The sequence below is a fragment of the Lamprobacter modestohalophilus genome, from assembly GCF_016583905.1.
GTDB lineage: Bacteria > Pseudomonadota > Gammaproteobacteria > Chromatiales > Chromatiaceae > Lamprobacter > Lamprobacter modestohalophilus.
Map to the genome: position 1 here is coordinate 43443 of NZ_NRRY01000030.1, position 24316 is coordinate 67758.

Sequence of the window (24316 nt, forward strand, 5' to 3'; positions counted from 1 at the left end):
GCTTAAAGACGGTCAACATGCAGTGGCCACCGGCCGGATGAGGGGGCCGAATGAGGGGCTGGGTGACGATGCGCTCTCTGCGCTAGACAGGTCTTTGTTGATGCCGCCTTGGGCGCCTTCGCTCAAGGCAGCCAAGGCTCGATGGCCTGCAACAGGTGCGGCAGATCGGGCGCATCCCAGTGCGGCCGCGGCAGTCCGGCGGGCCAGCTGGCATCAGGCCCGAAGCGGCCGGTGCGCACTAGTGCAGCGCGCATGCCAATGGCCAAGGCACCGGCGATGTCGGTGTCAGGCCGATCCCCGATCATCAGGCAGTCAGCCGGCTCAACGTCGAGCCGAGCGCAGGCCATTTCGAACAGCGCGGGCTGCGGCTTACCAATTACCCATGGCTCGACCTCGCAGGCAATGGCGATGGGGGCGACGAGCGCACCACCGCCGGGTAGTACCCGGTGCTCGCCCTCATGCTGATCGTCGACACTGGCATCAGGGTTAGTCACTACCAGCCGAGCGCCCTGTTTCAACACCAGGTTGATGGCGATTGTGAGGCAATCGAAGTCGATCCCAGGTCCTTCGCCGACGATGACGAAATCGGCTTGCTGTGCATCCAGTCTGCCGCCGGCCGCAAGCAGTGCTGTCTCGAGCCCGTCCTCGCCGATCGCGTACCAGGAGAAGCCGGGCTTGAGTCTGGCCAAATGCTCGGCTGTAGCCAGTGCTGAGGTCAGGATCTGCGTTGGATCAGGGCGAGGCAATCCCATCGCCTCGAGCCGGTCCGCGACCGCCTCGGGTGTGCGTCTCGGGTTGTTGGTCAGGAACAGATGCCGAGTTGTCTTGATGCGTTGCAGCAGTGCCGTCGCGCCCGCTAACAGGCTATTCCCGTGATAGAGGACGCCGTCCATATCCAGTAGCAAGGCCTGGATCGGACGTTTGTTGTCGGCAAACAACTTGACTGGCATTTGAGGGCTCGCGGCGACTCTGTTCGGTGATGTGCTGACGGCGCTGAAGCGGCGGCTTGACGAATGGGTGCGGTCCCGTCGTCGCTCATCCGCATCAGTGATGATGCCGAATAGCGCCCAAACCGGGTTCAGGCGCCGCTCGAAAGGTCAGGAATCGTATGGATTCAGCGTTGACCCCTCCTGCAGCCACAGCTAACCTCAGGGAGTAGTGCCCTGAAGGCTCGCCGGGGTGCTTGGGCGGTTTCTGTCGAATCTTATACCGCCTTGCTGGCCTTTTTGCCCACCTTCCGCCTCGCATCACCGGCCACATAGCCCGGCTATGCTCCCGGCGGGGTTCCTTGAAGGTGGACGAAAACCCGGCGCAATTCGGTACGAGCTTTTCCAGCAATCGCCTTCGGTTTCCCATTCACAGTGAGATCGAGCTAACAATTGGCTTCTCGGCCATCAAATGAGGAGAAACGTTGATGAGATCACTGATCCCGCTGTTTTTGTTCGCTATCGTGATCGTCGGAATTGGCTTTTTCTTTAAGGGGCACTCCAATTCAGTCAACCTCTACCACATCTGCGATTTAGAGGTGCCCTGGTACGACGCGATGTTCTTAGATGCGATCAAAGACAAGTCCGGCTGTGCGAGGTATCAATAACATGCCGGCGGCGCCGGACAGTCTTCGTCGGTGCCGCTCTCAGGCGCCCGTCGAGCTGCTGGCGCCGATATCGCGCTGCGTGCGCGCCGCATCCCGCTGCGCTGCCGTCTGATCCAGTTGTTGCAGGTCGGCGACGAGCGCTGCGCCCCGGCCGGTTTCGCGGGCTCGAGCGCTGAAGTGGCGTTAGCCGCGATCCTGTCCGGATCGCCTGTTTGAAATCGAGGCTGAGGTTCTGCGATGTCCCGACGTTTTTTCCAATCGATGACGCTTGCGATCCTGCTGATCCTGGTCTGGGCTGGCACCGCAGGGCCACTGTTGGGCCAGCCGTCAGCTCCGGAAGACGGTGCTCAGGCGCAGACGGCTGTTGAGGAGTCTGCTGCGCTGGCGTCGGCCGCTCTTGTTGACGGCGAGCCCTCGCCAAGCAGCGAGCGCGCCAACCCGCAGGTTGGTCTCACCGCTGAGCTTGAGGCAGAGCAGGGTGATCCGCTCGACCCTACGGCGCTCGAATCGCTTAAGGCCCTGCACCAGGCATTGGTCAGTAAAGAGCAACAGGTCGATGAGGTTCAGCAGCAGCTGGTGGCCGCCCAGGACCAGGTCACCCGTGAGGAGCTGGCGGATCGTCTGCGCGAGCTGCGCGCGGAATTGTACGAGGATCGTCGCCAGTTCGATCGCTACGCTCTGGAGATCGATCTGAGCCCTTTCATCGAGGAGGAGGCGGAATCCTTCGATTGGCAGCAGGAGCTGAGCAACCTGCTCAAGCCGATCCTGGCAGAGCTCAAGAGCGCGACTGCGGAGTCGCGTGCCATCGGCGATCTGCGTGCTGAGCTCGACACCATCGGCGAGCGCAAGACGCAAGCCCAGCAAGCGGTGGATCGGCTGCAATGGCTGCTCCAGCAAGCGCCATCAGGTTCGCTTCGGGAGCGTCTCGAGGCGCGCTTGGAGCATTGGCAGCGGCTCGCTGGCGAGGCCAAGAATCGCTATACCGCGCTCGACTTGCAGTTACAGAACAAGCTCGAAGAGCGGCAATCGTTGCTTGACGAGACCACCTCTTATGCACGCCACTTCGTCCAAACCCGTGGGCTGAACCTGTTGCTCGCGGTGGCGGCCTTCGCCGTCGTCTTTGTCGGCGTGCGTTGGCTCGCGACCCAGCTGATGCGCTTACGCAAGCCACAGGCCGAGAATCAATTCAGTAGCCGCCTGGCGTTGTTGTTGCTGCATGCGTTCAGCGTGCTTGGTGGGTTGCTGGCGATGATGGCGGTGTTCAACGCCGCCGGCGACTGGTTCATGCTCGGCATCATCATCATCTTCCTGCTCGGTATCGGATGGGCCAGCATCCACACCCTACCGAGCCAGATCGAATCGGTGAAGCTGATCCTCAACTTGGGTACCGTGCGCGAGGGCGAGCGCATCCTCTTCAACGCGGTGCCGTATCGGGTCGAATCCCTTGCCTTCCGGGCCAAGTTGGTCAATCCCGAGCTTGACGGCGGTGTACAGGAGCTGCCGGTTCGCGACCTGGTGGGCTATCACTCGCGCCCGGCGGGCGAGGGTGAGGCCTGGTTCCCGACGCGTCAGGGCGATTGGGTTCTGCTTGAGGATGGGCTGCTCGGTCAGATCAGTCATCAAAGCCCCAGCGCAGTGCGCCTGACCGACTTGGGGGGCGCCGAGATCCTTTTTCCGACCCCGGACTTTCTGCAGCAGCATCCGCAGCGGCTCGCCGAGCGCTTCCGCATCGTCGAGCATTTCGGCATCGATTATCGCCATCTGTCCATTGCGACCACCGAGGTGCCGGATCGGATGCAAGCGGCGCTTGAAGAGGCGCTGTCGTCGTTGCTCGATGAGGGTCAGTTGCGTGCGGTCAGCGTGATCTTCCAGAGTGCCGGCGCATCGTCACTGGATTACCGCATCGAGGTTCAGCTTGCGGGTGCAGCTGCCCCGCGCAGCGAGCTGATCCGTGCCGGCATCCAGCGCATCTTGGTCGACGCCTGCAACCGCCATGGCTGGGCGATCCCCTTCACCCATATCACCCTGCATCAGGCTTCAGATTGAGGTGCGATTGAGAACAGCGAGGATCTGTGTGCATCTGTGTTCATCCGTGGTTCTTCTTAAAGGTAGGCTGTTGTTGTTTGATGATCCGTCAAGTCCAGCAGCCTGCAGTACAAGCGTTTTTGGAAATGGCCCTTGCCTTGTTAGGATGCGGTCAAAGCCCGGCTAGAGGCGCTAACTGCGAGACGATCGATGCCCGACCCAACCGTTGCAACCTCTTCTGGTTTTCCCTGGCTGTTGTCGCTCGGCCTCCTGGCTGTTCTCATACTGGCGCTTGCTGCTGGGGCTGTGCTCTGGTGGTGGCGAGGGCGCAATACGGCCATGCCACAAGCAGAAACATCGCAAGCTGAAGAGGTGCCGGATTGGCATGCGCTGGAGACCGGCGCGGTGTTGCAACAGCTCAGCGTCAGCGAGGATGGGTTGCAGCAGGCGGAGGCCGAGCGGCGGCTCAGCGAGCATGGCCCGAACAAGCTGCCCGAGGCCAAGCCGCGCACGCCCTTGATACGTTTCCTGGCGCAGTTCCATAACGTGCTGATCTATGTCTTGATCGTCGCTGGGGTGGTGACGGCGCTACTGCAGCATTGGTTGGATGCCGGCGTCATCTTTGCGGTGGTGCTGGTCAATGCCATCATCGGCTTCGTGCAGGAAGGCAAGGCCGAAGACGCGCTCAAGGCCATCCGCGGCATGCTGTCGCCGAATGCGCGGGTTTGGCGCGATGGCCGCCTGCTGACCGTCGATGCGACTGCGGTGGTGCCAGGTGATCTGGTCGCGCTGCAGTCTGGCGATAAGGTGCCGGCTGATCTGCGCCTGCTGCGCGCCAAGGGGGTGGAGATCGAAGAGGCGGCGCTGACCGGCGAGTCGGTGCCGGTCGAGAAGGGGACTGCATCCCTCGGGGTGGATACGGTACTCGCCGATCGCCGCTGCATGGCCTATTCCGGCACCTTGGTGACGCACGGGCAGGGCACCGGCATCGTCGTCGCGACCGGCGCCGGTACCGAGATCGGTCGCATCAGTGCCATGGTCGCCGAGGTGCAACAGCTGACCACGCCGCTGCTGCGGCAGATGGCGCAATTCGGCCGCTGGCTAACCTTGGCGATTCTGGTGCTGGCGGCGGCCAGCTTCGCCTTTGGCTACCTGGTGCGTGATTACAGTGCCGCCGAGATGTTCCTGGCCTCGGTCGGGCTGGCGGTGGCGGCGATCCCGGAGGGTCTGCCGGCGATCATGACCATCACCCTGGCGATCGGCGTGCAGCGGATGGCCGGGCGCAACGCCATCATCCGGCGGCTACCCGCCGTCGAGACACTGGGCACGGTCGGCGTGATCTGCTCGGACAAGACCGGCACCCTCACCCGCAACGAGATGACCGTCGGCACCATCGCCACCCAAGCGCGCGAGCTGCGCCTGACCGGCGCCGGCTATGACCCGCATGGCGTCTTCTTGGCTGAGGATGAGCCGATCGATGCACAGGCCGATCCGCTGCTGACGGCAGCATTGCGCGGGGTGACGCTCTGTAACGACGCCTCGATGGAGCTGCACGAGGGCGAGTGGCGGGTGCATGGCGGTCCCATGGAGGGCGCGCTGCTGGTCGCCGCGGTCAAGGCCGGGCTGGATACCGAGCTGCTGGCCAAGGAGCGACCGCGCACGGATCTGATCCCGTTCGAGTCCAGCCATAAGTTCATGGCGACCCTGCATCATAACCATACCTCGGAGTCATTCATCTTCGTCAAAGGCGCGCCTGAGGTGGTGCTGGAACGCTGCGCGAGCGAGCGCACGCCGGAAGGCGATCAGCCCTTGGACCTGGTGGCCTGGCAACAGCGCATGGAGACCATGGCCGCGGCGGGTCAGCGCGTGCTGGCGGTGGCGGTCAAGCCGGGTCAGCCGCATCAAAGCGACCTGGATTTCAAGGATGTCGAGCAGGGGCTGACGCTGCTCGGCCTGTTCGGGCTGATGGACCCGCCGCGCGAGGAGGCGATCGCGGCGGTGCGCGTCTGTCAGCAAGCCGGTATCCGGGTGAAGATGATCACCGGCGATCATGCGACGACGGCCAAGGCGATCGCGAGCCAGATCGGCCTGCTCAGCACCGAGACCGCGCTGACCGGGCGCGAGCTGGATACCATGGACGACGCGGAGCTGCAGCGTCGCGTCATCGAGGTGGATGTCTACGCGCGCGTGACGCCGGAGCACAAGCTGCGGCTGGTGAAGCTGCTGCAGCAGACCGGAACCGTGGTCGCGATGACCGGCGACGGCGTCAACGATGCGCCGGCGCTCAAGCGCGCTGATGTCGGCGTGGCCATGGGCATCAATGGCACCGAGGCGGCCAAGGAGGCCTCCGAGATGGTGCTTGCGGATGACAACTTTGCTTCGATTGCCAACGCGGTCGAGGAAGGGCGAACGGTCTACGACAACCTGCGCAAGGCGATCCTGTTCATCCTGCCGACCAATGGCGGCGAGGCGTTGGTGGTGCTCGGCGCGATCCTGTTCGGCTTTCAGCACTTCCCGCTGACGCCGGTGCAGATCCTCTGGGTGAACATGATCACCGCCGTGACCCTGGCGCTGGCGCTGGCCTTTGAGCCGCCGGAGCCGGGCATGATGAGCCGCCCACCGCGTGACTCGCGACAGCCGGTGCTGAGCTTGACCTTCCTCGGGCGCATCGGCTATGTCTCGCTGATCCTGATGATCGGCACCTTCGGCCTGTTCCTGCTCGATCGCTGGCAAGGCGCGAGCATCGAGCATGCGCGCACCGTGGCGGTGAATACCCTGGTGATGTTCGAGATCTTTTACCTGTTCAACTCGCGTTATATGGAGGCGCCAGTGCTCAACTTGCGCGGGCTGTTCGGCAATGGTTACGTCTTGCTCGCGGTGGGCTTGCTACTCCTGTTCCAGCTCGCCTTCACCTACTGGGGTCCGCTGCAGACGCTGTTTGGGACCGCCGCGCTGAGCGCTGGCCATTGGCTGCTGATCGTGTTGGTTGCCTCCTCGGTGTTGTTCATTGTTGAGTCTGAGAAGGGCAGGGTCCGTCGCCGGCGCGCTCAGGATGCCACGGGGTAAAGATGCGTAAGGATGCAACACAGCGCTGCAGGCGTCGCTGCAACAAGCGCAATGGTTCCGGGCATGCAGCGGTTTCGCTCATCCGGCCGTTCAGGTGGCTCTGGAAGCGTTGCTGATCAGGGCATCGCACTTGGGTGAGCAAGTGATCAGCATGGAGATCGGTCCATTGACCAAGCACAGACTCAGTCGACGACAGTTCCTGCAGCTGGCCCTGGCCGTGGCAGCTGCGAGCGGTTCGCCCCATTTGGCTGCTGCGTTGAAAAGGGCGCCGCTGACGAAGCCGATCCCGAGCAGTGGCGAGCCGCTGCCGGTGATCGGCATGGGCACCTGGATCACCTTCAATGTCGGCGATGACCCTGCTGCGCTGGCGGTCCGCACCGAGATCCTGCGTGCCTTCTTTGCCGCGGGTGGCGGCATGATCGACTCCTCGCCGATGTATGGCTCCGCAGAGGTGGTGCTCGGGCGCGTGCTACCGCGGATCGACGACACCCAGGGCCTGTTCTCGGCAACCAAGGTCTGGACCCGCTCCGGACCAGCGGGGCCGATCGAGATCGCTGAGTCGGCCCGGCTCTGGGGCGTCGAGCGGTTCGATCTGCTGCAGATCCACAACCTGCTCGCCTGGCAGGCGCATCTGGAGACCTTGAAGCAGATGAAGGCCGAGGGGCGTGTGCGTTACATCGGCATCACCACTTCGCACGGACGGCGCCATCGCGAGCTGGAGCAGATCATGCGCGATGAGCCGATCGACTTCGTGCAGCTGACCTACAACATCGTCGATCGGGAGGCCGAGCAACGCCTGCTGCCCTTGGCGCAGGAGCGGGGGATCGCGGTGATTGCCAATCGACCGTTCCAGGGCAAGGCATTGATCCATCGGGCTGAGGGTCATCCGCTACCGAGCTGGGCGGCTGAGATCGGCTGCGAGAGCTGGGCGCAGGCCTTGCTCAAGTTCATCGTCGCCCATCCTGCGGTCACCTGCGCCATCCCGGCCACAAGCCAGGTGGCACACATGCGGGAGAACATGGCCGCGGCGAGCGAGCCGTTACCGGATGCGGCGCTGCGGCGGCGGATGGCGCGGGATTTTGCTGCACTCTGAAGCCCTGTGATGTCGATGGGTTTTTGGCGCGGAGGTTGTCATGACTTTTCAGGATGCGAGCCTTGCTGTTCCCGCACTTGCGGGCTTGTTGGCTCCGGCTCGGGACGGATGTGCTCGATGACGCCATTGCGGCACACGACAATGGTCGTGCCAGTTTGGATTGCCAGCGCACGGGCGCGTTGCGCAGCCCGCAGTAAGGCTGGCCATGAACCCCGCAAATCTGGGTTGATGGCTTGCTCTATGGGGTTTGGCGTTTTCATGCGTTGTCCCTCCAATCTAGCAGCCGTGGCAGCTCAGCCGAGTTATCGTAGAGCGCCCAAGCATCGACGGCAGCTGCGTAGTGCCGCGTAAAGTTGTCAAGGCCGGCGGCGAAGCGCCGACGAATCACTGCATCGGGAATATCATGGCCACCCTGTTTGACGCGCTGCGCCACTCTTGCCACTGCCTCATCGGCGCTGTCCAAGCTCAGGAAGATCAATTCCACCCGGTAGCCGTGCACCTGCCATGCCTTGATGTGGCGCAAATAGGCTTTGCCGGCGAGCGTGGTTTCAAAGGCGAAACTTTCGCTGTTGTTGAAGTGTCGTTGTAGTTCGCCCAGCATGAGCCGTCCCGCTTGCACAGAGGCGGTTTCCGGCGCAAAAGGGGCTAAGCCTGCCGCGATCAGATCGGCATTGACGAACACCGGGCAGCTTGCCTCATTGGGCAGAAATTCGCGAGCAAAGGTGGTTTTCCCTGCACCGTTCGGCCCGGCAATGATGATGACTTTGCGTTCATCACTCATCGCTTAAATCTCCAGCGCATAGGCGCGCAATGTCGCCAGTTGCTGCGTGTCAAAGCGCAATCTGGCAAGGTAGCCGGGTGAGAGTGAATGCATTAGCTCATTGTTGACGGTGGGAATGGGGTAAGCGTACTGCATAAAAGGGTATTGAGCTGCCGCATTACCCCGATTAGCCGCAAATTACCCCATTTAGCCGTATCTGACGTTGAGCTGTGCGGAGGCAGCCCGGTGTGTTCGTAGGTTCGATCGCGACGGGGAGAGGAGCAAAGCTGATGGCTGATTGGTCGAGTTACGCGCTGAGCGATTTTCTGCCGTTCTCGCTCGAGACCTATCAGCGGCTTGGGCTGCTCTACAACGCACGCTTCAGCGCTGCCGTTGTCGCTGGCCTCGGGATCGGCCTGTTCGCGTTGTTGCTGCTTTGGCGGCCGACGCCGCTACGCCTGCGCTTGGTGCTCGCTGGCCTTGGCTTGTGCTGGCTCTGGATCAGCTGGGCCTATCAACTGCAAACCCTGGCGCCACTGCTCTGGGCCGGCGAGCTGTTCGCGATCGCCTTTGCGCTGCAAAGCGGGTTGTTGCTTGCCAGCGCAGTCTATTCGACGCCTCGCTTGGCGCACCACAGGGAGCCTCGCTTGAAGCACCACATGGAGCCTCGCTTGACGCCACACTGGGTGGTGCGGGGGTTGGCAGCACAGTCACCGGCCGGTCAGCCTCGACTGGGCGTCTGGTTGGGTGCTGGGATGCTGGTGTTTGCCGTCCTGCTACTGCCGCTGATTGAGCTTGCTGTGGGGCAGCCTTGGCAGGGACTCTCGTTCTTCGGCAGCGCGGCGACCCCCACTGCGATTGGAACACTGGGGCTTGCCGCCATGCTCGGTCCACGCCTCGGGCTGCTATTGATGCCGGTTCCTGTGCTTTGGTGTCTGGTCGTCAGCTTGCTGCTGTTGGGGCTCGATGATCCACTTTGGGCGCTACCGGCGCTTGCGGTCCCTGTCAGCCTGGTCGCGGCACTGCTTGGTCGGCGGACCTGGGAGGCCCCCGGCAGATGAATCCTGTGAGATCCAGGTTAACCGTAAGGACCGAGAAAGATCATCCCTCCCCAGAAGATCGAGCAGACGACCGAAAAAGAAAAACAGGCGCGGAACATCAGGAAATGTGACGGGCTGACCGACCGTAACGCCTCGCGGAAGAGGCCGACATCGTCTGGCAGGTTCGCTTCGGCTGCCACGATTGCCGTGACCAGTCGGCGCTGGATCTCCATCGACTGCCAAATGAAGAGACTTCCGGTGATCGACCAAAGGCAGACGACCGTGTTTGCTGCCCGCGCCGTATCCGGATGGATCTGAACCTTGTCGAACGCGAGCATCAGCGCCACAACGGCCAGGATCTCGATCGCCGCGTACAGGTTAAACCGCGACCAGAACCGATCGAGCTCCGAATTGATCGTCCTAATGTAGATCTCGAGGTAGCGGGGGATCTGTATCGTCGCTGGGGAATGCATTGCCGGGTCTTATCCTAACCTGTGCCTGTTTGGTCAGAGCGAGCGGGCGCTGGGGGGTGAGGTGGGGTGAAGCCTCAGCGTACCTTGCGCGCATCGCGGGGCGGTCAACGCCGCCCTGCCGGAGATAGTACAGCGACAGCCCAAGCTATGCTGCATCGGCGTCTTGTCGTGATGTCGCTCCGTGACAGGGGCTCGAGGACTGGGTCTCGAGGACTGGGTCTCAAGGTCTCGAGGACTGGGCCTTTGGTCGCGGGCGATTCTGGACGCCTCCGAGACCCCGGGTCGAGCGTTGCGTCCATGTCTATCGACATTGCGATGCGCTCGTCTTTACACATGACCGCGCTCGAGCAGTGAGCGTTGTTATGGGGCAAAGTCTGGGGCAAAGAAATATACTGAGATTTGGGTTTTCGGCTGCCAGGCTCGCCTGCGTCCCGCTTGGCGGCGCTTGCGCGAAGGGCTCGGCGACAGAGGTTTTGATCGATGGGCAAAAAAACGCACGCACGCCGGTTTTGGCTCCTTGGACTCGGTGTGCTTCTCGTGCTCTTGGTGTTGGTGCCTGCCCTTGCTGCCTTCTATGCGGATACGCTGGTCGAGTTTTGGTGGTACCAGTCTCTCGGGCTCGGCTTTTATTTCTGGCAACGGCTGCTTTACAGCTATTTGATATTTGGCAGCGCAACAGCGCTGTTCTTTGCGTTCTTCTATTATAATTTCATCACCGCCTCACGCCTACTCAGGGTCCGCCCGTTAGGATCGACGAAATTCGTCCTGCGCCTGCGACGCAAGTTTAAACGCGCAGCGCCGAGAAACGCCTTGGTCATCACCGACCAGGCGGGCGCGCTGCGTGATCCGCGTAAAGGCAGGCGGTCGTGGGGATGGCTGATCATTGGCTCGCGTCGCTTCTCTGTGCTGGCGTCACTGATACTGGCGCTGTTCGTCGCCTATCCGCTTTATCACCATTGGGAGAGCGCGCTTCTCTTTCTGTTCGCGCCGCCTGCGGGTATCGCTGATCCCGTGTACGGGCTTGATATCAGCCTTTATTTGTTTGGCCTGCCATTGTTTCGCACCATCGTCTATGAGTTCTTGTTGGCGCTGGGCATCCTGCTGATCATTCTTTCCGTTGTCTATTATCTGCAATTGCGGACCCTGACCAAGCGCCATCTGTTTTTGCCACCTGGTGTCAGACGGCATCTGAGCGTGATCATGATGCTCATCTTTTTGGTTGCCATTCTCGAGCTGCTGATTCAGCGCTATCTGCTCCTGTATCGTGACAGTAACACGCCGTTATTCTTTGGTCCGGGCTATACCGATATGACGGTCGTGCTGCCGCTCATCTGGGCATCGGTGATGGCTTTGATCATGCTGGGGACAGCTGTGGTCTTCTATATCAATCAGCGCAGCGGTCGTCTCCTTGTACTCATCTCTGTTTTGTTCTTCGTCGCGACGATCGGCCTGCGCCAATGGGATGAATTAGCGCAGACGGTGCAAGATTTTGTGGTTGAGCCGGACGAGCTTGCACGCCAGGAGCCCTATATCCGCAACAACATTGATGCCACCCTGAATGCCTTCGATCTGACTGAAGTGGAAACCCGTCCCTATGTCGCTGTAGTCGACGCTGGGCCGTCAAACACGGAACCGGGCGAGCTCGAGCTGCGCAATATTCCGGTGTGGGACCGGGATATGTTGATCGATGTCTATCGCGAGCTCCAGGAGTTGCGCACCTATTATCGCTTCCCGCAGGTGAACAGTGATCGCTACACCATTGCGGGCGAATATCAGCAGGTGTTTGTCGCCGCGCGGGAGCTTGATTTCGACCGCCTGCCGCCGGACTCGCGCAATTGGGTCAATCGCTGGTTCAAGTATACTCATGGCTATGGTGCCGTGATGTCACCGGCCGCACAGGTTGGTGAAGATACCAAAAAGTGGTTTCTCAAGGATATTCCACCACAGTCGGATGTTGGCGTGACGCTGGAGCAGTCTGCCATCTACTTTGGCATGCAGGATCTCTACGATGTGATCGCGCCAAATGCGCTGCGGGAAATCTCCTACCCAGGTAAGGATGGGGTGGTGCTTGACGATTATAGTAGTGAAAGAGGCATTCCAATTTACAACTGGTTTCGACGCGCGATCTTCGCGCTCTACTATCGCGATTACAAGCTGTTTTTTACCCAAGCCATTATTCCCGAGAGTAAGATCCTGATTAGGCGCAATGTGCCGAGTACGATCGAGGTTGTCACGCCGTTCTTGGAGCTTGATAGCGATCCTTATCTCGTGATCACGCCGAAACGGCTGTTTTGGATCGTCGATGCCTACACCCTGTCTGATCTCTACCCTTATGCGGAACCGGTAAACCGTGGCTTGGGGACTGATCCAGATAGCTCCATGGTTAGCCCGATCGATAAAGAATTCAATTACATACGTAATTCCGTGAAGATCGTGGTTGACGCTTATAACGGCGACATGACCTACTATCTGGCTGATCCCAATGATCCCATCGCGCGTGCCTACCAGCGCATGTATCCCGGCTTGATCAAAGAGATGGATGCATTTCCCGCCGCGCTGCGGGCGCATATTCGCTATCCACGGGATTTATTCGTCACTCAGATGCAGGTCTACGCGAAGTATCATCAAACGGACCCCGGTGCTTTTTACGGCCAAGAGGACCGCTGGATGTTTCCAAGCGTCTCGCGTGAGGGGCAGGTGCAAACACTACTGCCTTACTATGTCACCCTCAATCTGATTGATCCTGCACGGTTCGAGCATCTATTGCTCGCACCAATGAATCCAGAGGGTCGCGAGAACATGCGTGCCATCGGATTGGTCAGCTCGGATGGGGATAATTATGGCCGCATCATGGTTTATAGCTTCCCAACCGGAGCGCTGATTCACGGTCCATCACAAATTGATGCGCTTATCGATCAGGATTCCGATATTGCGGAACAGTTTACCCTGTGGGGACGCGGGGGCGCGGAAATCCACCGTGGGAAATTGATTCTGATCATGGTCAACGGCGTCATCACTTATGTTCAGCCGGTGTACTTAAAGTCGGCTGGGAATGTCGCGATCCCGCAGCTCAAACGGGTCATTGTGAGCCAAAACGGCAAGGTCGCGATGGAGCCGTCCTTGGAGGCTGCCTTCGCCGCACTGTCACGCAAAGAGTGAATGCGGCAATAAAAGTTTGGCAGTAAAAGTTCGGCAGTAAAAGTTCGGCAGTAAAAGTTCGGCAGTAAAAGTGCGGTAGCAAAAGTGCGAGAGCAAAAGGATCAAGCGCATGACGAATCGACCAAGTAAGGCATCAATTCCGGTGTGTGTCGTCGCCTGCCCACCGAGCAAACCAAGGTGACTGAGCAGCTCGCTATTGCGAAGCGTCTGATCCACGAGCGGCTGGGGCTTCGGTTCGAGGGGCTGCGCGAGCGCCAGTTGCGGCGAGCGCTGACGCAGCGTCTGCAGGCAACGACGTCGGCCTCGCCCGCGACCTATCTTGAGCTGCTCCGTCGCAGCGCGCCCGAGATGGACGCCTTGGCCAGTCTGGTGACCATCAACGAGACCTTCTTCGATCGTGAACCTCATCATCTGCAGCTGCTTGCCGATCATCTGTTGCCGGGTCTGCTCGCCGCGCGCAAGGGCGCTGAGCCGATCGGCATCCTGTCGCTGGGCTGCTCGAGCGGCGAGGAGCCCTATTCGTTGGCCATGACGGTGCAGGAGCGCTGGGGGCGGCAGGCCACGGCCTTGATGCGGATCACCGGCGCTGATCTGGATTCGACGCGGATTGCTCTGGCTCGCGCCGGTTGCTACCACACACATGCGCTGCGCGAGCTCTCTGCGCAGCGTCGGCAGCAGTGGTTCGTGGTGCAGGATGCGCACCACTATTGCCTGCAACCGCAGATTCAGCAGGCGGTGCGGTTTCAGGTGGTCAATGTGTTGGATGCCCAGCTGCCATCGCTCCTGGGTCAGCAGGATCTGGTCTTCTACCGCAATATCTCGATCTATTTCGATATCCCGACGCGGACCAAGGTCTTGCAGAACATCAAGCGCCTGCTGAAGCCGGGTGGCTTCCTGGTGGTCGGCACCACGGAGGTGCTATCGAACGATCTGGGTGTGTTTCGGCTGGTTGAGCAGAAAGGGAGTTGGTACTTCGTCAACGCGCCGCCTGCGGCCTAGGCAGGTTAGAGCAGATCGCCAAGCCGAAAGCCATTGCCGTTGTCCCGATAGGCGACCTGGGCGAGGAACAGCTCGGCGGCCGCTAAGGCGTCGTAGAAGGCGTTGTGGGCGCGGTAGCGCGGCAGGTTGTAGCGCTCGCAGAGGGCGTGCAGGCGCAGCTCCGAGGGCCGAAAGGGGATGTTGCGGCGCTCGAAGGTGCGCCGTGCCAAGACCTCGGTATCGACGCAGCGCACCAGCAGGCCGCCGCCATAGAGTTCGCGACAGGCGGCGTCTAGAAAGCTGAGTTCGATCTTGGCGTGATGGGCGATCAGCACACGCCCGGCGAGCACGCCGAGCAGTTCGCGCAGGACGCGGCCCTGGCGCAGGCCGGCGGCGGCCTCGTCGTCGGTGATCTGATGGATGACGGCGGTCTCGGCCGGGATGTCGCCCTCGCAGCGCAGCAGCCGATGGCGGGCGCTGGCGAGATCGATGCGCTGGCCGCGGATCACCACCCAACCAACGCTCAGGATCTGGTCTTGCCGATGATCGAGGCCGGTGGTCTCGAGATCGAGGGCGACATAGTCGACACAGCGATAGTCGAGCGCTGGCGACGGGAACGGTCGCCCGAAATACTCACGCAAGGGGCCGGCATCAAGCTGCCGCAAGCAGTGGCGGCGACGTCCCTCCGATGGCGATCGCATGTTGGGTGCCTTAAGAACTGCTCAGAAACAACATGACGATCGCCGATAAAAACAGAGCATATCAGGCGTGAAAGACGCGATCGCCAGCAGGATCTCGGCTGAATACAGACGGGTTTCGCGCGTTTCTGGTGCCTGGTTCTTCCAGATCGGGCTCATCCGAAACGTCCCGCTTGATAGCGTTGTCCCAGCGTCTCCTGCATGCGATCGATGAGCAAGAAGGCGTCCTTCAGATGGCCGCGCTCGAGCGGGGAGAGCTGTTCCGGGGCGAGGAAATTATCGGCCTTCTCGCCGTTGCGAAGCTGACTGGCCTGATGGCGGATGCGCAGGGTGTTGATCAGCTCGAAGGCGTCGATCAGATTAGCGCCGCCGTCGTGGCTGAGTGCGGCGGTCTCGGAGGCGGCCTCGAGCCGCTCGATGGTGTTGATCGGCGCCAGCCCGCTGGACAGCGCATAGACGCGGGCGAGGTCGATGATGGGCACGGTGCCACGATGTTTGATATCAAAGGTTTGGTTATGGTCGCCGCCATGGATGAGCACGAAGTTGCGGAAGAAGCCTAACGGCGGCCGATGCTTGATGGCGTTAGCGGCCATGTAAGCGATGAAGATGCGATTGTCGCGCGAGAGCTCGAGCACCAGCTCATGCAGCCCATCGAACAGCCCAGTAGGGTCGTGTAGGGCACGCAGATCGAAGAAGACGCTGGCGAGCATCAGCGCCTTGGGATCGGGGCGTTTGATCCAGTGTTCGAAATATTGCTGCCAGGTGGCGAGCGGCTGGCGCCAGTTGGCGGTCTTGGCCATCACCTCGCCGGGGCAGTAGATATAGCCACAGGCGTTCAGGCCGTCGTTGACGCGCTCGGCGAGCTGGCGGAAGTAGTGGTCGTCGTCCTTGCTCATGTTGTCGGCGATCAGCAGGGCGTTGTCCTGATCGGAGTGTGAAGACTGCTCGCGGCGCGCCTGGGAGCCGCCGACCAGCCAGGCATAAGGAACCGGTGGTGGCCCCAGCTCGGCCTCGGCGAGCTCGAGCAGGCGCTTGGTGATGGCGTCGGTGATGGCGCTCACGGCCTGGCCGACATGGCCGCCGGTGGCGCCGCTGCTGATCAACTGCACCTGTAGCTCGGGAACCTTGTCACTGATCGCCTCGAGCGCGGCGACCGATTCGGCCTTGTGGATATCGCCGACCAGGTAGACGCCGCTGGTGCTCTGGAAGCGCATGAAGTCACTGGTGGAAAGCATGCCGAGCAGTCGCTTGCCATCAACGACCGGCAGGTGATGCACGTTGAGCCGGGTCATCTGCAGCAGGGCCTCGAAGCCGAGCGCGTCGGCATCGATGGTGGAGAGTGTGGCGGTCATGATCTCGCGGACCGGCTGCTCGGTGGACAGGCCGGTGGCCACGCAGCGGTTGCGCAGATCGCGATCGGTGATGATGCCGCTGAGGCGTTCGTCTTTCATCAGCAGCAGGGCTGAGACGCGCTCGTCGGACATGATGCGGGCGGCCTCGCGGATGCTGATGTCGGGACTGGCCTTGATGGGCGTGCGGCGCAGCAGATCGCGCGCGCTGACCGTCATCAGCCCGCCAGTGGCGGCGGTGGGCTCGGTGAAGGCGTCGAGGGCCTTGCGCAGGCGCGTGGTGGTGGAGCCATCGAAGTACTCGGCGAACTCGGGATGCGCGGAGCCTAGCTGCTCGAAGTGGGCGCAGGTCATCGAATACAGCAGGCTGTCTTCGACCGTTTCGCCACTGAGTTTGGGCTTGGGCTTGGGCTTGCCAGTGCGCTTGCCAGCGTTGTTGTTGCTTGGATCGCTGGAATCCTTGCTCTCGCTGCTGTTGCCCGTGTTGCTTTCGCTACCGCTACCGCCGCTGCCGGCTGAACCACCGCCGCCGGTGTCACTGCCATCAACACCGCTTAGACATACATCGCTGAACAGATCGCCCTCGGCCAGCTTGCCGACCAGCTCGCCCTCGGCGTCGCGCAGTTCGATGGCGCCGCGGCGCAGGATGTAGAGATGTGCCGCCTGATCATCCGCTGGCGGGAAGGCGGAGCCACGCTTCAGGTAGCGCACCGTGAACTGGCGTGGAAGCTGTTCGAGCGCCTCGGTCGGCAACTGCTCAAACGGCGGATGCTTGGCGAGAAACTCTTGGATTTCGATCAGCTCGACGTCCATCGGGGGCATCCTCAGGTGGCAGGTTGGTCGTAGTCTGTTCTGGTTTTTTGCTGAGTATGCCGTAACTCGGCCGGTCGCTGCTTGGACTGGGTGCTGAGATCGATGCCGAGGACCATGGCCGCGCAAAAAAAAGCCCCGCAGATGCGGGGCAATCTTGGTTGTGGGCAGAGGCGCCGGTGGCGCGCTCTGCTCAGCGCTTGGCTGCTGGTTTAGTGGCCAGTGGCATCGCCTGCACCCCGTGGCACACGCACATCCTCGACCAGATGCTGGATGTGCTCTGGTGGCGGTGCGGTGACTGCGGAGACCAGGAAGGCAACGGCGAAGTTGACCACCGCGCCAACGGCACCAAAGGCATTCGGCGAGATGCCGAAGAACCAATCCGCACCCATGCCCAACTGCGGTGCCAGGAACTCGGTACCGGGGATGAAGAAGATGCCCTTGTGCTGGAACACGTAGAGCAGGGTGACGGTGATACCGGCGATCATGCCGGCGACCGCACCCACGTTATTCATCCGCTTGTAGAAGATGCCGAGCATCAAGGCTGGGAAGATCGACGAGGCGGCCAGACCAAAGGCGATGGCCACGGTTCCGGCTGCGAAGCCCGGTGGGTTGAGACCCAGGTAACCGGCGACGATGATCGCGCCGATCATCGACAGTCGACCGGCGTTGAGCTCGGCCTTCTCCGAGATGTCCTTCATGAACACGCTCTTCAGCAGGTCATGCGAGATGGCCGAGGAGATGGCCAGCAGTAGTCCTGCTGCCGTCGAGAGCGCGGCTGCCAGACCACCGGCAACGATGAGGGCGATGACCCAATTCGGCAGACCGGCAATCTCCGGATTCGCCAACACCATGATGTCGAGGTCGGGACCCGGCTTCAGCGCGTCGCCGGTGCCGTGGAAGATCTCGCTGCCCTTGTAGCCGAGTGCATCGGCCTCCGCGATCGTTGCATCGTTCTTGTCGTTGTAGTACTGGACCAGACCATCGTCATTTAGGTCTTTCCAGACCAACAGGCCGGTTTGCGACCAGTTCTGGAACCAGCCAGGCAGATCGTCACCGGGCAATGGCTCGAAGGCCGCTAAGCCCTGCTCCGTGGTCTCGGTCTTCTCGATCATCAGGGTATCGATGAAGTTCAACCGCGCCATGGCGCCAACCGCTGGGGCGGTGGTGTAGAGGATGGCGATGAAGACCAGTGCCCAACCGGCGGAGAAACGCGCGGACTTGACGGTCGGGACGGTGAAGAAGCGGATGATGACGTGTGGTAGGCCGGCGGTGCCGATCATCAGCGACAGGGTGTAGGCAAACATGTTCAGCGTGCTGCCCATGGTCTGCGTGGTGTACTCCTTGAAGCCGAGCTCGGTGACGACCTGATCGAGCTTGGCGAGCATGCTGACACCACTGGCGACGCCGTCTGGTGCATATTCGCTGCCCAAGCCGAGCTGCGGGAAGGGGTTGCCGGTGAGGTTCAGCGAGATGAAGATGGCCGGGATGGTGTAGGCCATGATCAGCACGACGTACTGGGCGATCTGGGTATAGGTGATGCCCTTCATGCCGCCGAGTACGGCATAGACCGCGACGATGGCCATACCGATGTACAGGCCCATGTCGTAGGAGACCTCGAGGAAGCGCGAGAACGCGACACCGATGCCCTTCATCTGGCCAATGACGTAGGTGATCGAGGCGAGGATCAGGCAGATGACGGCGACGATGCGTGCGGTCTGCGAGTAATAGCGATCGCCAATGAACTCCGGCACCGTGAACTTGCCGAACTTGCGCAGGTAAGGCGCGAGCAGCAGCGCGAGCAGCACGTAGCCGCCGGTCCAGCCCATCAGGAACACCGAGCCGCCGTAGCCGTTGAAGGCGATCAGGCCGGCCATGGAGATAAAGGAAGCGGCGGACATCCAGTCAGCGCCAGTCGCCATGCCGTTGAGCACGGGGTGAACGCCCTTGCCGGCGACGTAGAACTCGCCAGTGGTTCCGGCACGCGCCCAGATGGCGATGCCGATGTAGGTGGCGAAGGTGAAGCCAACGACCGAATAGGTCCAGATATCGAGATTGCTCAGATTGCTCATTTTAGGTATTGGCTCCTGATTATTCTTCGACGTCGAATTTCTTATCGAGCCGGTTCATGCCGAACGCATAGGCGAAGATCAGCACGAGAAAGACGTAGATCGAGCCCTGCTGGGCGAACCAGAAGCCAAGCGGGTAGCCGCCTAGGTAGAATTGGTTCAGTGGCTCGACCAGTAGGATGGCGAGCCCATAAGAGGCAATGAACCAGATGATGAGTAGGATGGTTACAAGGCGAATATTCGCCTTCCAGTAGTCAGAACGGTTTTCGGGTGTCACCGTGATGTCCCTCCCTCAAGAGATCAGAGTGGGTGAAAGGTCGGGGGCTGGCGCCCGGGCCATGCCAGCACTGTCTCGGAGCAACGCGGGTTGCCGCCGAGGTCCCCGCCATCGTTGTTGGGATCGTTTTGCAACGCTGCCGAGCGGCATTCTCGAGGCTTGGCAAGCGGTCGCGCATTGTGTTGCTCGGTGCAATCCCCTGTCAACGACGGGGTGTCCGGGCTGAAGAGGCTGAATATCTGAGAAAAAGTGTCAAACTAACGCGATTTAGTGGTTCTGAGTGGCATCTTTGATCAGGCTTCGATGATCGGCTCGGTGTCGCCGAGAGCAACGACGATGGCTCTAGTGCGGGTTTTGCAGCGTGCTGTTTCGGAAGGATTATTGTGGGTATCGGCCGAGTTCACTGGGACTGCTTGTTGCGACTGGCGTGCCTTTTCACTACCTTGGTCTGGTCTCTTTCGGTCGGATCTCTGGCTACAGGGCCCCAGCGCCTTCTCTTCTAGACAAGAACTCTTAAGTATGCAATGCGATATCTGAGTACACGCGGCGGCGTTGAGCCGGTCGGCTTTGCGGATGCAGTGATGATGGGGCTGGGGACCGATGGCGGACTCCTGGTGCCGGAGCAGATCCCGAAGATCCCTGCCAAGCGCCTTAAGGACTGGTCCCAGCTCAACTTCCAACAGCTGGCGGTGGAGGTGTTGTCGCCCTTTGTCGGCGAGAGCATCCCGCATGCTGACCTAGTTGAACTGGTTGAGCGCTCCTACGCGACCTTCCTGCATCCAGAGGTCACGCCGCTGGCGGAGCATGGCGGGCGGCAGTGGCTCGAGCTGTTCCATGGCCCCACGGCCGCGTTCAAGGATGTTGCGCTGCAACTGCTCGGCAACCTGTTCGAGTACCTGATCGCGCGCGAGGGCGGCGTGTTGCGCATCCTCGGCGCCACCTCGGGCGACACCGGTTCGGCGGCGATCTATGGGGTACGCGGTAAGGCCGGCATCGATATCTTCATCCTGCACCCGAAAGGCCGCGTCTCGCCGATCCAAGAGCGACAGATGACCACGGTGCTAGATGCCAATGTGCATAATATCGCCGTGCTGGGCACCTTCGATGATGCCCAGCGCATCGTCAAGACGCTGTTCAATGATCTGCCGTTTAAGCAGCAGTATCGGCTGGGCGCGGTCAATTCGATCAATCTGGCCCGCATCCTGGCGCAGACCATCTACTATTTCTACGCTTGGGGCCGGATCAGCGGTGGTAATCCTGAGCATCGCGTCAGTTTTTCGGTGCCTACGGGTAACTTTGGCGATGTCTTCGCCGGCTGGCTCGCGAAGCGCATGGGGCTGCCGATCGATCGCCTGATCATCGCCACCAATCGCAACGACATCCTGAGCCGTTTCGTCGCCTCGGGTGTCTATCAGGCCGGCGAGGTCTTCCAGACGCTGAGCCCGGCGATGGATATTCAGCTGGCTTCGAACTTCGAGCGCTATCTGTACTATCTGCTCGACGAAGACCCCGCAGCGGTGCGCGCGCTGCTGGCGGAGCTGGAGCAGACGGGCCAGCTGCAGGTCGATGGCGAGCGGCGGCGGCGCGTGGCAGAAGACTTCGACGCGCGCGCGGTCTCCGATGCCGAGACCCTCGCCGAGATCCGCCAGGTCTATGCGACCAGCGGTTATATCCTCTGTCCGCATACGGCGGTGGGTGCTCGGGCTGCGGCAGATAATGCTGAGGCCGTGGTGCTGGCGACGGCGCACCCGGCCAAGTTCGACGCCGCGGTGGTTGAGGCCATTGGCATCGAGCCACCGCCGCCGCGCTCGTTACAAGGGCTGCTAGAGCGCGAGACCCGTTGCGCCGAGCTCGCCGCGGATGCCGAGGCGATCAGCGGGTTCATGCGCGAGACGCTGGGCGCGGTCGAAGACTGAGCTATGAAGAATCGGAAACGATCCATCAACGGCTTTCCGATTCGAGGGCCATTGTTGGACAATCATGATTGGACAATCATCGGCAAGTCCAAAATGGACCGCCACCAAGCAATGAACAAACGAGCTACGAACTCCGAGATCCTGTGACCCCAGACGACCCTCGTATCCTGATCCTCGATACCACGCTGCGTGACGGCGAACAGACACAAGGGGTCTCGTTCTCGCCGGATGAGAAGCTCAACATCGCCAAGGCGTTGCTCGAGATGCTGCGCGTCGATCGCATCGAGGTGGCCTCGGCGCGGGTCTCCGAGGGCGAGCTCGGGGCGGTGGCACGGATCATCGACTGGGCGCGCGACAAGGGGCTCGATCAACGCATCGAGGTGCTGGGCTTTGTCGATGGTGGCAAGAGCATCGACTGGATTCGCCGCGCCGGTGGTCAGGTGATGAATCTGCTCGCCAAGGGCAGCGAAAAGCATTGCCGCACCCAGCTCGGCAAGACCCCAGAGCAGCATGCCGCCGATGTGCGCGCCAATGTGCTGATGGCGCGCGAGCAGGGGCTGTCGGTGAATCTGTATCTGGAAGACTGGTCGAACGGCTACGCCGACAACCGCGACTATGTTTTCGCACTGACCGAGTCGCTGGCGGATCTGGGCATCGGCCATTTCATGCTGCCCGACACCCTTGGCGTGATGACCCCGGAGCGGGTGTTCGCGGCGATCTCGGACATGATTCGCCGTTTTCCTGGCCTGCGGTTCGACTTTCACCCGCATAACGACTACGGGCTGGCGACCGCCAATGTGTTCGCCGCCGCCCAGGCTGGCGCCGCCGGGGTGCATTGCACCGTCAACTGTCTCGGCGAGCGTGCGGGCAATGCCTCGCTCGCTGAGGTGGTGGTGAACCTGCGCGATCAGCTGGGCATGGAGATCGGCATCGACGAGAGCCACTTGGGCCATGTCAGCGAGCTGGTGCAGTATTTCTCTGGCAAGCGGATTAGCGATAACGCGCCGATCGTTGGCGATGACGTCTTCACTCAGACCGCCGGTATCCATGCCGATGGTGACAACAAGGGTAGCCTCTATGTGACGCGCCTGTCACCGGAGCGCTTCGGGCGGCGTCGGGTCTACGCGCTCGGCAAGCTGGCCGGCAAGGCCTCACTGGCGAAGAACCTGGAGCGCATCGGCATCAGCCTGTCCGAGGAGAACCAGCGCAAGGTGCTGAAACGCATCGTTGAGCTGGGTGACTCGAAAAAGACCATCACCGCCGATGATCTGCCATTCATCATCGCCGAGGTGCTGGAGAGCAAGGACTACAGCCATGCCGAGCTGATCGCCTGCAACATCTCCTCGAGCTATGGGCTGGAATCGACCGCCAGCATCAAGATCTGTCTGCGCGGTGAGCATCTGACCGCCACCGGCAGTGGCAACGGCGGTTTCGATGCCTTCAATCGGGCGCTGGCGCGGGTGGTGAAGACGCAAGGTTTGAGCCTGCCGGCGCTGGTCGACTACGAGGTGCGCATCCCCAAGGGCGGCCGCAGCGACGCGCTGACCGAGTGCACCATCACCTGGGAAGACGAGCGCGGCCAGTTCAAGACCCGTGGTGTGCATGCGAATCAGGTCTTCGCGGCGATTGGCGCCACCATGCGCATGCTGAATCTAGTGATCCACTGGTCGGTGAAGCGCAAGCGTGATTTGGCCGATGCTGCTGATGATGCTGATGCTGAAGCTCATGGATCGCTTGTCGCGGCAGTCGCCGATGCTGCAGCAGCTGATGCTGCCAGCACCGCTGATGCAGCGGATGAGGCCGGCACTGAGGCCAAGCCTGTCGCGGCGATCGCCAAGGCTGCGGCGGCTCCTGGCCAGGCCGATGCCGCGGCTTGATCGCGGACCACCTTCCACCACCGGGTGACTGATGAAAAAGAAGCTGAATCTTCTCCTGTTTTCGGCGTTTTGGTCGTTCGTGCTGGCGCTGGTGATGACCCTGATCGGGTTCCTGCATCAGGAACAGGTCGATCTCACTGAGGCTGCCACCGGCGGTATCGTTTGGTCGCGGGTGCTGTACCTGTTTCTGGGCTGGTTCGGCTTCTCGATGGTGGTGATGCTGATTGGCTCGCTGATTTACATCCTGATGTCGAGGCGGCGCGGTTGATGCACAGGGGGTTGATGCACGGGAGGTTGATGCACGGGAGGTTGATGCACGGAAGGTTGATGCGAAGCCTGTTGAGGTTCGTGCGGATTTGCCTGAGCCGCAGTGACAAGGCCGATTATAGGCGCGGCACCTCAGCCGGCTAGGTACTCGCGCGCAGCAGTTGAAGGCGCAACTGATGGAGGCGTTGACGCGATGAAGATCCAGGAACTCGACCTTTACCGCGACCTGCTCAGCGACATCAAGACTCGAGTTCGCCAGGCCCAGCACCGCGCCGCGCTCTCGGCTAATGCGGAGATGATCCACCTCTATTGGGACATCGGCCGAATGATTGCCGCGCGGCAAGAGCGGGAAGGCTGGGGCGCCGGGGTGCTCCCGAGGCTGGCCGTGGATCTCAAGAACGAGCTCCCTGACGAGAAGGGATTTTCGCTCAGAAACTTAAAACTGATGGTTCAGTTCTACCGCGCATATCCCGAGCGCCTCGCAATTGGGCAACGGGCCGTTGCCCAATTGATGGGGCCGTCGTTATCGACGGAAATTGGGCAACCAGCCGTTGCCCAAACAGGAGTGCCGAGCGTGCCTGAATCCGAGCAGATCTCTGCCGCCGCAATGTTACAGCGGGCCGTCGTGCAACTGAGTTGGGCTCACAACGTCATCCTCATCCAGAAGATCAAGCATCTCCCCACCCGCCTCTGGTATGCCCACCAGGCACTGGAGCAAGGTTGGAGCCGGGACATCCTCATATATGGTCCGCCCCGCGATGCAAGAGCCACTTGACTGTTCAGCAGAAGGAAACGTTGCGGCCATATATCCGGCGTCGTGATGAGGTGGCGTGATCGCTCCTCGCGCCCTGATGGAATCCGCGCG

The 24316-nt window shown here is 61.3% G+C and carries 19 protein-coding genes; 12 read left to right on the forward strand and 7 right to left on the reverse strand.

From position 1 onward, the window contains the following. Positions 1–122 precede the first annotated feature (122 nt). Positions 123–950 (reverse strand): HAD-IIA family hydrolase, encoded by an 828-nt coding sequence (locus CKO42_RS16580; protein WP_200246439.1) that lies wholly within the window; start codon positions 948–950, stop codon positions 123–125. 464 nt (positions 951–1414) lie between these two features. Between CKO42_RS16580 and CKO42_RS16585 the strand changes: the two genes are divergently transcribed. The 5 genes from CKO42_RS16585 to CKO42_RS16605 all read left to right on the forward strand — a co-directional run bounded on the left by CKO42_RS16585 (position 1415) and on the right by CKO42_RS16605 (position 7778). After that, a complete protein-coding gene (locus CKO42_RS16585) occupies positions 1415–1594 on the forward strand; it encodes a hypothetical protein (protein WP_200246442.1) in 180 nt (59 codons plus the stop codon). Positions 1595–1624: 30 nt separating this feature from the next. Continuing rightward, positions 1625–1810 (forward strand): hypothetical protein, encoded by a 186-nt coding sequence (locus tag CKO42_RS16590; protein ID WP_200246445.1) that lies wholly within the window; start codon positions 1625–1627, stop codon positions 1808–1810. Between the two features lie 21 nt (positions 1811–1831). After that, positions 1832–3640, forward strand: coding sequence for a coiled-coil domain-containing protein (locus CKO42_RS16595; protein WP_200246447.1), 1809 nt, complete (start codon positions 1832–1834; stop codon positions 3638–3640). Positions 3641–3958: 318 nt separating this feature from the next. After that, on the forward strand, positions 3959–6685 hold the full coding sequence (locus tag CKO42_RS16600; RefSeq protein ID WP_200246486.1) for a cation-transporting P-type ATPase: 2727 nt from the start codon (positions 3959–3961) through the stop codon (positions 6683–6685). A 151-nt stretch (positions 6686–6836) separates the two neighbouring features. After that, positions 6837–7778 carry an aldo/keto reductase gene (locus CKO42_RS16605; protein ID WP_200246449.1) on the forward strand — a complete coding sequence of 314 codons (942 nt, stop codon included), beginning with the start codon at positions 6837–6839 and terminating at the stop codon, positions 7776–7778. 256 nt (positions 7779–8034) lie between these two features. Here CKO42_RS16605 and CKO42_RS16610 read toward each other — a convergent pair whose 3' ends face one another. Continuing rightward, complete coding sequence (locus tag CKO42_RS16610; protein ID WP_200246452.1) at positions 8035–8559, reverse strand: ATPase; 525 nt, start codon at positions 8557–8559, stop codon at positions 8035–8037. Between the two features lie 269 nt (positions 8560–8828). Here CKO42_RS16610 and CKO42_RS16615 point away from each other — a divergent pair, with 269 nt between their 5' ends. Next, positions 8829–9599: a hypothetical protein gene (locus tag CKO42_RS16615; protein WP_200246454.1), complete on the forward strand. Its 771-nt coding sequence runs from the start codon at positions 8829–8831 to the stop codon at positions 9597–9599. Between the two features lie 17 nt (positions 9600–9616). On the opposite strand, the gene CKO42_RS16620 is transcribed toward CKO42_RS16615, so the two are convergent. Beyond that, a complete protein-coding gene (locus CKO42_RS16620; protein ID WP_200246456.1) occupies positions 9617–10051 on the reverse strand; it encodes a hypothetical protein in 435 nt (144 codons plus the stop codon). 480 nt (positions 10052–10531) lie between these two features. On the opposite strand from CKO42_RS16620, the gene CKO42_RS16625 reads away from it, so the two are divergent. Both CKO42_RS16625 and CKO42_RS16630 read left to right on the forward strand, forming a co-directional pair. Further along, positions 10532–13210, forward strand: a complete 2679-nt coding sequence (locus CKO42_RS16625) for a UPF0182 family protein (protein WP_200246459.1) — start codon at positions 10532–10534, stop codon at positions 13208–13210. A gap of 177 nt (positions 13211–13387) precedes the next feature. Further along, complete coding sequence (locus tag CKO42_RS16630; RefSeq protein ID WP_200246461.1) at positions 13388–14209, forward strand: CheR family methyltransferase; 822 nt, start codon at positions 13388–13390, stop codon at positions 14207–14209. A 5-nt stretch (positions 14210–14214) separates the two neighbouring features. Here the strand turns inward: CKO42_RS16630 and CKO42_RS16635 are convergent, their stop codons facing one another. The 4 genes from CKO42_RS16635 to CKO42_RS16655 all read right to left on the reverse strand — a co-directional run bounded on the left by CKO42_RS16635 (position 14215) and on the right by CKO42_RS16655 (position 19391). After that, positions 14215–14889, reverse strand: coding sequence for a 3'-5' exonuclease (locus CKO42_RS16635; RefSeq protein WP_200246463.1), 675 nt, complete (start codon positions 14887–14889; stop codon positions 14215–14217). Between the two features lie 152 nt (positions 14890–15041). Continuing rightward, positions 15042–17048 carry a DUF294 nucleotidyltransferase-like domain-containing protein gene (locus CKO42_RS16640; protein ID WP_242479452.1) on the reverse strand — a complete coding sequence of 669 codons (2007 nt, stop codon included), beginning with the start codon at positions 17046–17048 and terminating at the stop codon, positions 15042–15044. Between the two features lie 209 nt (positions 17049–17257). Then, complete coding sequence (locus CKO42_RS16650) at positions 17258–19117, reverse strand: sodium:solute symporter family protein (RefSeq protein WP_420844326.1); 1860 nt, start codon at positions 19115–19117, stop codon at positions 17258–17260. A gap of 19 nt (positions 19118–19136) precedes the next feature. Beyond that, positions 19137–19391, reverse strand: a complete 255-nt coding sequence (locus tag CKO42_RS16655; RefSeq protein ID WP_200246465.1) for a sodium/substrate symporter small subunit — start codon at positions 19389–19391, stop codon at positions 19137–19139. Positions 19392–19915: 524 nt separating this feature from the next. On the opposite strand from CKO42_RS16655, the gene thrC reads away from it, so the two are divergent. From thrC to CKO42_RS16675, 4 genes are all read left to right on the forward strand, one after another. Next, positions 19916–21307 carry a threonine synthase gene (gene thrC, locus CKO42_RS16660; protein WP_200246468.1) on the forward strand — a complete coding sequence of 464 codons (1392 nt, stop codon included), beginning with the start codon at positions 19916–19918 and terminating at the stop codon, positions 21305–21307. Positions 21308–21450: 143 nt separating this feature from the next. Next, entirely contained in the window at positions 21451–23184 is a 1734-nt protein-coding gene (locus CKO42_RS16665) for an alpha-isopropylmalate synthase regulatory domain-containing protein (protein ID WP_200246472.1), read from the forward strand. A gap of 31 nt (positions 23185–23215) precedes the next feature. Next, entirely contained in the window at positions 23216–23452 is a 237-nt protein-coding gene (locus tag CKO42_RS16670) for a hypothetical protein (RefSeq protein ID WP_200246474.1), read from the forward strand. A gap of 192 nt (positions 23453–23644) precedes the next feature. Then, positions 23645–24226, forward strand: a complete 582-nt coding sequence (locus CKO42_RS16675) for a DUF1016 N-terminal domain-containing protein (protein ID WP_200246476.1) — start codon at positions 23645–23647, stop codon at positions 24224–24226. Positions 24227–24316: the final 90 nt, after the last annotated feature.

Bases quoted from the DNA above. Each gene is read 5' to 3' on its own strand.
- CKO42_RS16650 (WP_420844326.1), bottom strand. From the start codon at position 19,117: ATGAGCAATCTGAGCAATCTCGATATCTGGACCTATTCGGTCGTTGGC.
- CKO42_RS16670 (WP_200246474.1), top strand. From the start codon at position 23,216: ATGAAAAAGAAGCTGAATCTTCTCCTGTTTTCGGCGTTTTGGTCGTTC.
- CKO42_RS16675 (WP_200246476.1), top strand. From the start codon at position 23,645: ATGAAGATCCAGGAACTCGACCTTTACCGCGACCTGCTCAGCGACATC.
- CKO42_RS16610 (WP_200246452.1), bottom strand. From the start codon at position 8,559: ATGAGTGATGAACGCAAAGTCATCATCATTGCCGGGCCGAACGGTGCA.
- CKO42_RS16615 (WP_200246454.1), top strand. From the start codon at position 8,829: ATGGCTGATTGGTCGAGTTACGCGCTGAGCGATTTTCTGCCGTTCTCG.
- CKO42_RS16580 (WP_200246439.1), bottom strand. From the start codon at position 950: ATGCCAGTCAAGTTGTTTGCCGACAACAAACGTCCGATCCAGGCCTTG.
- CKO42_RS16605 (WP_200246449.1), top strand. From the start codon at position 6,837: ATGGAGATCGGTCCATTGACCAAGCACAGACTCAGTCGACGACAGTTC.
- CKO42_RS16640 (WP_242479452.1), bottom strand. From the start codon at position 17,048: ATGGACGTCGAGCTGATCGAAATCCAAGAGTTTCTCGCCAAGCATCCG.
- thrC (WP_200246468.1), top strand. From the start codon at position 19,916: ATGCGATATCTGAGTACACGCGGCGGCGTTGAGCCGGTCGGCTTTGCG.
- CKO42_RS16595 (WP_200246447.1), top strand. From the start codon at position 1,832: ATGTCCCGACGTTTTTTCCAATCGATGACGCTTGCGATCCTGCTGATC.
- CKO42_RS16620 (WP_200246456.1), bottom strand. From the start codon at position 10,051: ATGCATTCCCCAGCGACGATACAGATCCCCCGCTACCTCGAGATCTAC.
- CKO42_RS16585 (WP_200246442.1), top strand. From the start codon at position 1,415: ATGAGATCACTGATCCCGCTGTTTTTGTTCGCTATCGTGATCGTCGGA.
- CKO42_RS16635 (WP_200246463.1), bottom strand. From the start codon at position 14,889: ATGCGATCGCCATCGGAGGGACGTCGCCGCCACTGCTTGCGGCAGCTT.
- CKO42_RS16625 (WP_200246459.1), top strand. From the start codon at position 10,532: ATGGGCAAAAAAACGCACGCACGCCGGTTTTGGCTCCTTGGACTCGGT.
- CKO42_RS16600 (WP_200246486.1), top strand. From the start codon at position 3,959: ATGCCACAAGCAGAAACATCGCAAGCTGAAGAGGTGCCGGATTGGCAT.